This is a genomic window from Methylotetracoccus oryzae (assembly GCF_006175985.1).
Taxonomy (GTDB): domain Bacteria; phylum Pseudomonadota; class Gammaproteobacteria; order Methylococcales; family Methylococcaceae; genus Methylotetracoccus; species Methylotetracoccus oryzae.
The window spans coordinates 14,993-26,795 of sequence record NZ_SRSH01000026.1; the positions used below are offsets into that span (position 1 = coordinate 14,993).

8 protein-coding genes are annotated in these 11,803 nt (G+C 64.9%); 3 read left to right on the plus strand and 5 right to left on the minus strand.

Annotation, left to right across the window (positions count from 1 at the left end):
• The first annotated feature begins 17 nt into the window (after positions 1 to 17).
• A complete protein-coding gene (gene gshB / locus BWR02_RS19350; protein ID WP_162560247.1) occupies positions 18 to 980 on the plus strand; it encodes a glutathione synthase in 963 nt (320 codons plus the stop codon).
• A 45-nt stretch (positions 981 to 1,025) separates the two neighbouring features.
• On the opposite strand, the gene BWR02_RS19355 is transcribed toward gshB, so the two are convergent.
• Positions 1,026 to 2,645, minus strand: a complete 1,620-nt coding sequence (locus BWR02_RS19355) for a serine hydrolase (RefSeq protein ID WP_139559551.1) — start codon at positions 2,643 to 2,645, stop codon at positions 1,026 to 1,028.
• A gap of 267 nt (positions 2,646 to 2,912) precedes the next feature.
• Here BWR02_RS19355 and BWR02_RS19360 point away from each other — a divergent pair, with 267 nt between their 5' ends.
• Complete coding sequence (locus tag BWR02_RS19360) at positions 2,913 to 7,490, plus strand: PAS domain S-box protein (protein WP_139559552.1); 4,578 nt, start codon at positions 2,913 to 2,915, stop codon at positions 7,488 to 7,490.
• Positions 7,491 to 7,520: 30 nt separating this feature from the next.
• Here BWR02_RS19360 and BWR02_RS19365 read toward each other — a convergent pair whose 3' ends face one another.
• The 3 genes from BWR02_RS19365 to BWR02_RS19375 all read right to left on the minus strand — a co-directional run bounded on the left by BWR02_RS19365 (position 7,521) and on the right by BWR02_RS19375 (position 10,343).
• The gene (locus BWR02_RS19365) at positions 7,521 to 8,393 is read right to left on the minus strand and encodes a lipase family protein (protein WP_139559553.1); all 873 of its coding nucleotides are present in this window, start codon (positions 8,391 to 8,393) and stop codon (positions 7,521 to 7,523) included.
• A 134-nt stretch (positions 8,394 to 8,527) separates the two neighbouring features.
• Complete coding sequence (locus BWR02_RS19370) at positions 8,528 to 8,887, minus strand: DUF2934 domain-containing protein (RefSeq protein WP_236102450.1); 360 nt, start codon at positions 8,885 to 8,887, stop codon at positions 8,528 to 8,530.
• A 205-nt stretch (positions 8,888 to 9,092) separates the two neighbouring features.
• Positions 9,093 to 10,343 (minus strand): NAD(P)-dependent oxidoreductase, encoded by a 1,251-nt coding sequence (locus BWR02_RS19375; protein ID WP_139559555.1) that lies wholly within the window; start codon positions 10,341 to 10,343, stop codon positions 9,093 to 9,095.
• A gap of 352 nt (positions 10,344 to 10,695) precedes the next feature.
• On the opposite strand from BWR02_RS19375, the gene BWR02_RS19380 reads away from it, so the two are divergent.
• Complete coding sequence (locus tag BWR02_RS19380; protein ID WP_139559556.1) at positions 10,696 to 11,337, plus strand: DUF47 domain-containing protein; 642 nt, start codon at positions 10,696 to 10,698, stop codon at positions 11,335 to 11,337.
• 110 nt (positions 11,338 to 11,447) lie between these two features.
• On the opposite strand, the gene BWR02_RS19385 is transcribed toward BWR02_RS19380, so the two are convergent.
• Complete coding sequence (locus tag BWR02_RS19385) at positions 11,448 to 11,696, minus strand: hypothetical protein (protein WP_139559557.1); 249 nt, start codon at positions 11,694 to 11,696, stop codon at positions 11,448 to 11,450.
• Positions 11,697 to 11,803 lie beyond the last annotated feature (107 nt).

Here is an 11,803-nt window from a genome sequence, read left to right on the forward strand (position 1 = left end):
TGTTTCGAAACTCATCCATGGCAACCCTGACGTCGGTCTTCATCATTGACCCGCCCGAACGCTTGGCACCGGCAACGGATACCTCGCTGGCGTTCATGCGCGAAAGCGAGCGGCGCGGACATCGCGTGTTCTTCACGACGCTGGGCGGACTGCAGCTCGACAATGATCGCGTCACGCTGAAAGTCCGGCCGGCGGCGTTCACGCCGGCTCACGCCCTGTTCGAGGCCGGAGAGGAACACGAGCTGGCCGGGTCCGACTGCGACATCGTCTACATGCGCAAGGATCCGCCAGTCGACACGGCCTACATCCATGCAACCTGGATCCTCGAACGACTACCGCCGCGGGTACTGCAGATCAATCCGGCCCCAGCCTTGCGGAACCAGTGCGAGAAGCTGATTCCGCTGCACCTTCCCGGACTCCTGCCGCCGACGCTGATGACCCGTGACGCAGCCGCGCTGGATGCCTTTCTGGTACGGATGAACCACATCGTCGTAAAGCCCCTCGACGACTGCAGCGGACGCGGCGTGATCACGCTGCAGCGCGACGATCCCCAGCGGCAGGCACGGCTGGAGCACGCAACGCTAGGCGGCGAGCGCTTCGTGCAGGCGCAGCGCTTCCTGCCCGAGATCGCGCAGGGCGACAAACGCGTACTGCTGCTCGGCGGAGAGGTGCTCGGCTGGGTCAGGCGCGTGCCGGCCGACGGAGACTTCCGCTCCAATGTCAACGCCGGAGGCCATTGCGAGGCGTGTGATCTGGACGAATCCGACCATGCCATCTGCGCTCGAATCGGCAACTGGCTGCGGCAACACGGCATCCATTTCGCGGGCGTCGACATCGTCGGACGGCATGTGCTTGAGGTCAACATCACCAGCCCCTCCTGCCTGCGCGAAATGAACGCGCTCTCCGGGCAGCGGCTCGAGCAGGCCGTCGTGGCTTACGCCGAGGCACAGTGGCAGTCTCTCGGCTCACGTCGGGCCTGAAGGCTCGGCGGGCGACCCAGGTCAGGCGCAAATCAGGCATCGCGCTCACGATCCCTGTCGCATCAGTACCCGCACGCCCGCCTCGAAGTTCTCGACCTCAAGGCTGTCGATCCGGCCCGATGCATCCGCCCGGAACGTCACCGCGGCCATGCCGACCGCGTTCTCTCCCACGGGCTCGTAGGAAAACTGATCCCCACGCCAATGCGTCAACCGGAAGCGCATCGGTTTGGGGCCGATCAACAGGGTCAATTGACCGGCATCGACCACCACGCGAGCCTCACCGTAATAGGCGTTGGCATAGCGGCCCGTGTAAGCCTGCAACTTCCGGGCAGGCCCCGGAGTCACCGGTTGCGGCTGACCGGCGAGGGCGCTCGGGTTACGGTAGAAACCCGCGAAGGCATGCGTCCAGAACGCGTCCAGCCACTCGCGCTGCACGGCCCCCGTCTCGACCAGGTCCATGAAGCTGGCATTGAGCGCTTCGGGCAATCCGATCGGCATGCCGTTGGTGAGCGTAACGATCCCGAGATTTTCCGAAGGCAACAAGGTCACCTGGGTCGCGGCGCCGAGCGCAAACCCGCCCGAGTGACTCAGCCGGACGCGTCCTGCCCCGTCGATGGCAACGCCGATGCCGTAGCCGTAGAACGAAGAACGGTTCACCGGCGGGCCCGGCGGATCGGACCGGATCTGCGGCGCCAGGGCTTCCAGCAGCGCGGCACGCGCGACGATTTCCTTACCGCCAAAAGTGCCCAGCCCAAGTACCATTTGCATCCAGCGAGCCATGTCGCGGACGTTCGAACTGGCGCCGCCCGCCGGACTCTGCGCGTCGGGTTGGCGCACAGCGCGGATGACCCAGGCGCCCCCCTCCCGGACATGCCCGACGGCCTTGTTGCGGCGAGCCGCATAAACGGCAAATTCCGAACTGGTCGATGTCATCGCCAACGGCCGATAGATCAGTTCTTCCGACAAGCGCGCCCATGGCATCCGGTGGACAACGGCAACGGCCTCCGCAGCCGCCGTCAGACCGAAATTGGTGTAGGCATGGACCGCCCGGAATGGCGCCAATGGCAGATGGCGGAGTCGGTTCAGGATGACCAGGCGACCGTACCCCAAGTCTTCCAGCGTATCCCCGGCGTGGTCCGGCAAACCGCTGCGATGCGCATAGAGATCGCCGACCGTTACCCACCGGGTGACGAAAGGATCGCTCAATCGGAACCCGGGCGATGCCTGAGCCACCGGCGTATCCCATCCGATCCCGCCACGACCCACGGCGGCGGCAACCACGGTCGCGCCGAGCGGCTTCGAGACCGAAGCCAACTGGAATACCGTGTCCGCGTCGACCGCTTCGGGAGATCCAACCCGCCGGCGCCCGAAACCTCGAGCGTAAAGCAGACGGTCGCCGTGCACCACCGCCACCGCCATGCCTGGCACGCCGGTGGCGTCGTGTAGCGACCCGGCAAGACCATCGAGCTTGGCGACGGCCTGATCGACCCGCCCTGCCGGAATCTCGACGGCGGACCACTGCGGCGGCGGAACGGCAACCCCCGGCGTCGCAGCGGGCTGCCTCATCCCACCACCGAACGCGCCGGCAACCAGAACCGTCGCAACGACCCAACGGGCATCGTCGGAAATCGCGGTACCGCGGGGTCGGAAGAACCTGTCGGACATCGGAACCTGCACCTCGAGCGGCCGGGGATGGAAACAGTCGCAAAGCTGCGCGCCGTGCTCCGGGTTGTCAATCAATCAACCCACCCGAACCGCATCGACGCAGCACGGGAGAACGGCCGGGCGTATCATTACATAGGCATTTGGACTTACGCCCACAGGCGGATTTTCTCCCCGCGAGAGGTACGAAGCGATCGGTCAAGGTCCCCCTCGCTCGCGGCATAGACTTCGCCCCGATATTGAACTGCGACCTGCACCCTGTTCGCCAGTATGAAGCAGACCCCGTCGTTTCCCCTCTGGTCCCTGCTCGGCGCACTGCTCGCCGTACTCGTCATTCTGACCAGTGGGCCAGCCTGGTTTCGCTATCAGGAACTGTCGCTACGCGAGCGCGCCAACCATGAATTGGAGGTGATCGCCCGCCTCAAGGCGGAGCAGATCGCGAACTGGCGCAAGGAGCGGCTGAGCGATGCGGCCGTGATCACCGAGAGCCGGCTTTTCGAACAGTTCTCGGGCGAATGGCTGAGGGGATCACATCCGGAGCGACGTAGCGAAACCCTGGAGCGCTTGCGGCCCTTTACCCGGCATTATGGTTATACCGACGTGCTGGTGCTGGATGCTCAGGGCAAGGTCAGGCTCAGTCTGTCGGGTCGCGAGCACACGCTTGCACGCGAAACGCGGGAGGCACTGGACGACGCGTGGCACCGCCGCGGGGCTGCCTTGAGCGAGTTGCATGGCGGTCCCGACAACCGGGTGGAGATCGACGCTGTCGCCCCGCTGCTGGATCGCACCGGACGAACGCCGCTGGGCGCCATCGTGCTCCGCAGCGATGCCCGCGATTTTCTGTTTCCAGCACTACAAACCTTACCGCTCGCAAGCCCCAGCGCTGAGACCGAACTCGTGCGCAGGGACGGGCAGGACGCGGTCTTCCTGAACCCGCTCCGGCACCGCGCGGATACCGCGCTGACGCTTCGCATTCCCTTGTCCATGACCGATGTCCCGGCAGTCCGTGCCATTCTGGGGCACGAGGGGGTATTCGTAGGCAAGGACTATCGAGGAACCCAGGTTGTCGCCGTCCTGACGAAGGTTCCCGACTCAGACTGGTTCCTGGTGTCCAAGGTCGACTGGGCCGAAGTCTTCGCCCACTGGCAGCACATGGCCCGATTGCTCGTCGGCTACATCGCATTGGCCATCGTCGCCGTCATCGTCCTTTTCGGTCTGTTCTGGCAACGGAATGCCAAGGCCCATTACCAAGCCTTGTTCAGGACGCAGGAGAACCTGAACCGCCACTCCCTCGTCGACACGGCGCTCGCGGAGCTATCTGCCGAGTTACTAGCCCCCGATGTCACCATCGAACAGATCGCACCTCTGGTCCTCAGCCATGCGCAACGCCTCACCGGCAGCGAGCACGGCTTCGTCGCCTCAATCGACCCCGGGACCGGGGATCACGTCGCTCACACGCTGACCGCGATGATGGGCAAGGAGTGCCGTATCGATGTGCCGGATCAGCGGGTCGTCTTCCCGGTCAATCCTGATGGCTCGTACACGGGCCTGTGGGGACAGGCACTGAATACGCGACGACCGTTCTTCACGAACACGCCGCCCCGGCATCCCGCCTCTCGCGGCGTGCCGCAGGGTCACGTGCCACTGCAGCGTTATCTGGCGGTGCCGGCGGTCGTAGGGGACACCGTGCTCGGACAGATCGCTTTGGCGAATGCACCGAACGACTACTCGGAGGAGTCGGTCGAGGTGCTGCGTCGCCTGACGGCCTTATACGGCCTTTTCCTGCAGCAATGGCGAACGCGGAGCGCGTTGGCCGAAAGCGAACGACGCTTCCGGGGACTGATCGAGAATGCGAGCGACGTCATGGCCGAAATGGACCCGGAGGGGCGTCTCACCTATCTGTCGCCGAACTGGGCCGAACTGATGGGCGAAACAACTGCCGAGGCGCTCGGTAAACCATTCGAGAGCTACCTGCAGCCCGAGGACGTCTCGGCGTGGCAGGAATTTCTCGTTCGGATAAGGCATTCGGTGGCTGATGCACTCGACGTGGATTGTCGCGCCAGACTTCCGGACAGCTCCCTCCGGTGGCTCTCCGTCAAGGGCTCGGCCGTATTTGGCCCGGGCGATGACGCACTAGGCTTCCTCATCATCATCCGGGACATCACCCATCGCAAAGCGCAGGAACAGGCCCTGTCAGCCAGCGAGGAGCGTCTTCGACTGGCCCTCGACGCGGCTCAGGTGGGCGTGTTCGACTGGAATATGGCGCACGGCGGAATCGCCTGGTCGCGCCGCCACGAGCAACTTTGGGGCTTCGGCCCGAAGGAGTTCGGCGGCACCTACGAGATGTTTGCGCAACGCGTACACCCCGACGACCTCCCTGCGTTGAATGCCGAAATCGCCCGTTGCGTCGCCAGCCACGACTTGTTCGCACAAGAGTTTCGTGTCCTCTGGCCCGACGGCAGCCTGCACTGGATCGCCGGCTCCGGACAGTTCGAGTTCGATGCCAACGGAAAAGCCTCACGGATGCGCGGGGTGGTGCTGGACGTCACCGCACGCAAGGAAGCCGAACAGGCCCTCCGGGAAAGCGAGGCGAGCTTTCGCAATCTGTTCGAACAGGCCGTCGACGGGATTTTGCTGCTGACGCCCGATCACCGCTTCCTGGATGCGAACCCGGCTGCGCTGGCCATGCTGGGTTACGCTCACGAGGAACTGTCAAGCCTTCGCCTGCCCGATATCCTCGCTGGCGATGAGCGCGCGCGACTCGATCGAGAGGTGCCGCTCATGATTCAGGGGAGACCCCATCGGGGCACCTGGCTACACCGGCGCAAGGATGGCTCGCTGTTTCCCGCCGAGGTGACTGCGCGCGTGTTGTCGGGCCAGCGGTACTACGCCGTGTTGAGAGACCTGACCGAGCGGTTGGCCACCGAAGCGGAGTTGGCCCGGCACCGGGAAAATCTGGAAGAACGCGTGGCGGAACGGACTGCCGAACTCGCTCAGGCCCGCCGGCAAGCCGAAGCGGCCAATCGAGCCAAGTCGGTCTTTCTCGCCAACATGAGTCATGAAATTCGAACGCCGCTCAACGCGATACTCGGGCTGACACATCTGCTGCGGCGTTCGGACGCGACCCCATTGCAGATCGAGCGCCTGGACAAGGTCGATAGCGCCGGCAGACATCTGCTGTCCATCCTGAACGACATCCTCGATCTGTCCAAGATCGAGGCCGGGAAGCTGCAGCTTGAGCACAAAAACGTCGCCCTGGGCAGCGTGCTGGATCAGGTGAGCTCGCTGATCAGCGATGCCGCCCAGGCCAAAGGGCTCGTCGTCACGGTCAATGCCGACCCGGCGCCACCGTGGCTGAGGGGCGATCCCACACGCTTGCGCCAGGCCTTGCTGAACTATGCGGGCAACGCCGTGAAGTTCACCGAACGGGGTGCGATCACCCTGCGGGCACGCGTACTGGAGCAGACCGCCGATGAGTGGCTGGTGCGCTTCGAGGTCGCGGACACCGGGGTCGGCATCGCACCGGATGCGCTGGCACGCGTGTTTCAGGCCTTCGAACAAGCGGACACCTCCACTACCCGCGAACATGGCGGCACCGGGCTGGGACTGGCGATCACTCAGCGGCTGGCACAGCTCATGGGTGGCACGGTTGGAGCCGAGAGTACGCCTGGAATAGGCAGCACATTCTGGTTCACCGCGCGCCTGCAGCGCGGTCACGGTGCGGTGGACACCGCACCCGGCGTCGCCATGACGGAGCCCGAGGCCCTGCTGCGGCGCCCCTACCCGCACGCCCATATCCTCTTGGTCGAAGACAACGCCATCAACCGTGAGGTCGCGCTGGAACTACTGCACGGCGTCGGCTTACAGGTCGACAGTGCGACCGACGGTTGCGAAGCCCTGGCGAAGGTTCAGGCCCAAGCCTTCGATCTGATCCTGATGGATATCCAGATGCCGAACATGGATGGGCTGGAGGCCACCCGGGCGATACGCGCCCTGCCCGAAGGGAAAGACGTCCCGATCCTGGCGATTACGGCCAACGCGTTCGAGGAGGATCATCGCGCCTGCGAAGCCGCGGGCATGAATGATTTCATTGCCAAACCGGTCGAGCCCGGCGCGCTCTACGCAGCGCTGGTGAAATGGCTGCCGCCGAAGCCGCGCCAACCCTTGCTCTCGGGCACGGAACCGCACGCAACGGGCACACCGCTTCTCCAGACGCCACTGCAGCCGACCCTGGCCTCCCTGGCGAACACGCCAGGCCTGGATCTGGCGCGCGGACTGGGAGTGCTGCGGGGCAACGCCGAGAAGTACCTGGATTTACTGGTCCGTTTCGTAGCAGCACACACGGACGACATGGCTCGGCTCACCGCCAGCCTGGACGCCGGCGACCCGGTCGCCGCGCGGCGCATCGCTCACACCTTGAAGGGCACGGCGGCTACGCTGGGAGCAGAAAGCCTGTCCGCGATGGCGCGGCGGGTGGAAGAAACCCTCGCCGTCGAGGGCGCAACGAACTCCCGCAGCGACGACCTGCACCGCGCCATACTCGCGGTGACGGGCGAGTTTGAGATCCTGTCAGACGCTCTGCCCGTACAGCGGGCCGTCGGTGCGGAACCGGCGGACGATTCGGCGCCGACCGACTCGCCGGAGCTTCGGGACACACTCGATGAACTGGAGAAGCGGCTGGAACAGAGCGACGTTAGCGCCATCAATCTGTTTCGCCAGCGCGCCGGGATACTCCATACAAGCTTCGGACCGCACTGTACCCAGCTGGAACGGCAAATTCTGGCCTTCGACTTTGAAACAGCGCGGCACACCCTGCGCACGTTGCGCCAGGCGCAACGACCAACCTAGCGCCGGGCCGGCACTGCGCCTCCGTTCATATCAGGACGAAGCCGTCGTCGTTTGCCGTCGAGTCAACTCCACATAGCGATCCATGCTGTGGTCGGTCAGCGAATCGAGGCCCAGGATGCGGATGTCCTTGGCCGATCCCTTCAGCTTGGACCGCATTCGTAGCCACCACGACAGTTCCAGAATGAGATCGCCCTCGGCGGCGAAGCGCGCTTCCCGATCGCCGTGCCAGTATTTCAGCAGGATGCCGGGAGCCGGTACCTGAGGCACGATGTCCTTGTTGTTGATGAAGCGGACGATACGCCCCGGCATTGCCAGCCGAAGAAACTTGATGAACTCGCGGTCGCCGACGCGCGGCTGGCCAAACGTGTAGAGTCCTTGTACCGGCATCCGGGCATTGAAGCGCAGCTGGTTAGCCGCAAGCGTCGCGAGCGCGCCCCCGAGGCTGTGGCCGGTGATCCAGATCGGCACCTGTCCATCGTAGTGCTCTTCCAGGGCTTGCTCGATCTGCGGCCAGACGGCAGCGAGCCCCGCCGCAAAGCCCTTGTGGATCTTGCCAACACCGCTCGGAGCCGGCACCGCGATCGCAATCAGATCGGTGAACCAGTCCTTGATCTGGGTGACCTCGGTACCACGGAACGCAATCAGCAGCGCCTTGTCGCTGCGACACACAAACCCCTGGGTATCCACCGGCATCGGCAACCCGTTCTCATCGTTGTGCTCGGTCGCATGCAGGAAACGAAACCGGTCGAAACCCCATTGGCGCACCACGGTCTGGATGGTCTTCTCGTCCTCGTAGGCGAGATTCGAAGCGGCCGCAAGCCATGCTGCGTTGTTTGGGTGGTAGCCCTGCGCGCTCGCATCGAACGGCGCCGCCGCCGGGTCATACCGATAGTCGGAACTCATGTCACTCTCTCTGTGGTAGGAAGCACGAAAACAGATCGGACGCGGCCCGTCGGCCCGCACTTGATCGTCCGGGCACCAGGGCACGCGCTGCAGCGCGGATTATAAGTCGACGCGGCTGCTGGAGTTCGGGCGGCTCAGGATTCGCCTTCGTCGGCCAGCGCCAGAGCCGCAGCAGAAACTTCCCGTTCGGCCTCCAGCCAGTCCTCGGTTGCCCATCCTGGCTCGAAGCTGCGCTGCTCCGCCCTGAAATACGCGCGTAAGGCAATGGCTTCCCTGAGCCCGTCAGCACTGATCGCCGGCCTTGCATGGCCCATTTCATCACGGGCTGCCGAGTGAAACGTGGGCGTCTTGAGATCGAGCCGGCCGCCCAGCGCAGCGGCTCGCGCCGCGGCATCAGCGGCGATGGCTTCAGCCCGGCCGGCCGCCAGTTCCAGCGTCCTCTGAGCCCTTTCCTCGGCCACACGGCGGGCCCGTTCGTCAGGATGCGTCGGCATGTTCATCGTCCCGTGGCGAAAGGAGGTTTCCCGCTATTCTGCCGCGAAAGCGGGGACATCAACGCGGCCGCGATGAAACGCAGCATTCGATCTTCGCAGCGCTGACCGCGGTCGGCCCGGCAACCCGCGCCTGCAGTCCATCGGCTCATTCGACCCCCGGTGGTGTTGCCGAACCGCATTGCGGCAATGCCGCCCCCCGGGTTCATCAGAGCGCGATTACCTGCAAATCGAGCACATCATGGCTACCCGCCGCGATGCGGCCGCAGAGATCGGGCGGGGGCACACCGTCGAGATTGATTCGGGCCACAGCGGCCTCGGCGCCTTCGAACACGATGTTCTCGGTTTCCTGCACGTTGAGATCCGCCTCGCGCAGCAGCGCAAAGACATGCGCGAGCACGCCGGGACGATCGCGGTGGCGGACCACAAGGCGGTGCGTCGCGGGAGTCCGCCGGGCCAGATTCACGACATTGGGCACCTTGCCCGTCTCCTTGTAACTGCGGACGATACGCACGGTCTCTTGGGCGATGGCTTCCTGAGCCTGATCCGTCGAAGCGCCGATATGGTGAGTGCCATACACACCGGGTAGCCCGGCCAGCGGGTCCGAGAAGGCGCCGGTGGCGCCCGGCGGCTCGGCCGCGAACACATCCAGCGCCACCCGCAAACCTCGGTCGCGCACGGCTGTCGCCAGCGCCGCGGCATCCACGAGTTCGGCCCGGGCGGTGTTGACGAAAAAGGCGCCGGGTTTCAGCCGGGCCAGCAGTTCGGCATCGACGAGATTCCGGGTATCCGGCGCGAGCGCCAGATGCAGGCTCAAAATGTCCGCAGCGGCCGCTACATCCCCCGGGGTGGGTGCAAGAGCTATCCGGATCGTGCGCAGAGCCGCTCCGAGGCCGAGCTCACCCGCTTCGATCTCGTTCATCGGTCGCTCCTGGCCGTCAAAGCGACGGCTCCAAAGCACGACATCGAGGCCGAAGGCGGCCGCACGCCGCACCATTTCCCGCGCAATGTTGCCGCTGCCCAGTAGACCGAGTGTGCGGCCGCACAGCCCCTGGGCCTTCGAGTACTCCTTCTTGTTCCACTGGCCAGCACGCAGATCGGCTACGTTGTCGGGGATTCGTCGATCGAGCGCGAGGATCAGTCCGAAGGCGAGTTCAGCGACGGCAATCGCGTTGCGTCCCGGGCAATTCGACACATAGATGCCGCGCCGCGACGCGCCGGCGACATCGATCGTGTTGTAGCCGGCCCCGGCGCGAACGATCAGGGCCAGCCGTCCCGCGTCAAGCATCGGCGCGGTCACCTGGGTACTGCGCACGATCAGCACGTCAGCTTGAGAGGCTGCAATGGCCTGCACGAGCCCGTCGCCGGACAGCTCAGGCTCGAAAAAAACCTCGCATCCGGCCGCCCTCAGGCCGTCAAGGCCGCTCTGCTCGAATTTATCGGCGACGAGAACCTTCATGGCGGCCTCCAGGCGTTTGGACAAAGGCATTCGGGAATTCGGGAGAAGCGGCCGGTGTCACGATGGTAGCAGCAACTGGCAGATACCTCGGTCCGGCAAGGCGCTCATCTGCTTGAGCCCACGGCGATCGGCCAACGACCCGAACCCGGGTGGCCGCAAAGTCTCGCCGGCAACGCGGGTATGACAACACTCTATCCCAGGCCTGACCGTTTGACACGGGTCTGCCCGAAGGGGGACCGTCACATTCGCGTCATCCGGGGCCGCTACCCTTTCCTGGCTGGCAACCTCCCGGGATATTGCCCACGCTGCCTGTTCTTCGCGCTCGGGCCGACGCTTCATTTGGAACCATCGGATGCAACACGACTATTCCACACTGTCCCCCGCCGACGCACTGCGCCGGATATTTCGGGATCAAGTCGACAACATCACGGATTGCGGTCACGCCCTGAGCCAGGTGTTTTTGCACCTGCCCGAACCGGAAACCTATATCGCCGAGGTGAAGCGGCTAGAGGAAATCGGCGACCGGCTGACAGCAGCGGCGTATCAGGCGCTGCAGGCCGAGCCCTACTCCGAACTCACCCACATCACCGAGCAGTTCGTCCGGCATCTGGACGACATTGCGGACGGGATCAACGACACCGCACGTAGCATCGACATCTGTCGGCCCAAGCGCGCCGAGCCCGCCGGACACGAACTGCTCGCGACGCTCTTGTCGATGATTACCCGGCTGCACGAGGAGGTGGCCTTATACCCCGAGAATACGCTGGATCGACTGCGTACCTGTCGCGAGACGCTGAAGCGGCTGGAGGAAACCGCCGATACGCTGTACCACGAGTGGCGCAAGACGCAGCGACGGCTGAGTTCGTTGCCCCTGGTCGACGAAAACAACTGGACCGAGATCCTGGGGACGCTCGAACAGACCACCGATGCGGCGTATCACGCGGTGCTGTCACTCGAACACATCGCAAAGCGCCGTCCACGATCAGCCGGTTGAGTAACGCTAGGCTGCCGGACCGGTCCGTGGCGACCACGTGTGGCTGGAGGGACGGTCCGACAGGCACCCGCGGCTACCGGCATTCCCGGACAGGCAACGATCCGGCCCGGCTAGCGCAGTTGCTCACAGTAGGAAGAGTCCGCAGTACAGCTCTGCTTGTAAGGGCTCCCGCTGACACACTGCCAGCGCGCCTTTTCGAGGGCAGCATCCTGGTTGGCGGCAACGCCAAAGAAAACATTCCCGTTGCTGTCGCGGGCACCGCACTTCCAATCGCCAGCGAGCCAGGGAGACACACCCAGGCCGTCGGCGCAACCCATCAGCAGGCTGGCCGCCAGGCATACGAGGGCCAGGCGTCTCATCGGCAATTCCTGCCGAACCGCGGTGATCGCGCACATCGCCCGCTCAGGCGGGCGTCGGTCGGACCCTTGCGCGCGGCCGTGCAGTCCGCGCACCGCGGGGCAGAACG

Bases quoted from the DNA above. Each gene is read 5' to 3' on its own strand.
- BWR02_RS19380 (WP_139559556.1), top strand. From the start codon at position 10,696: ATGCAACACGACTATTCCACACTGTCCCCCGCCGACGCACTGCGCCGG.
- BWR02_RS19355 (WP_139559551.1), bottom strand. From the start codon at position 2,645: ATGTCCGACAGGTTCTTCCGACCCCGCGGTACCGCGATTTCCGACGAT.
- BWR02_RS19360 (WP_139559552.1), top strand. From the start codon at position 2,913: ATGAAGCAGACCCCGTCGTTTCCCCTCTGGTCCCTGCTCGGCGCACTG.
- gshB (WP_162560247.1), top strand. From the start codon at position 18: ATGGCAACCCTGACGTCGGTCTTCATCATTGACCCGCCCGAACGCTTG.
- BWR02_RS19375 (WP_139559555.1), bottom strand. From the start codon at position 10,343: ATGAAGGTTCTCGTCGCCGATAAATTCGAGCAGAGCGGCCTTGACGGC.
- BWR02_RS19370 (WP_236102450.1), bottom strand. From the start codon at position 8,887: ATGCCGACGCATCCTGACGAACGGGCCCGCCGTGTGGCCGAGGAAAGG.
- BWR02_RS19385 (WP_139559557.1), bottom strand. From the start codon at position 11,696: ATGAGACGCCTGGCCCTCGTATGCCTGGCGGCCAGCCTGCTGATGGGT.
- BWR02_RS19365 (WP_139559553.1), bottom strand. From the start codon at position 8,393: ATGAGTTCCGACTATCGGTATGACCCGGCGGCGGCGCCGTTCGATGCG.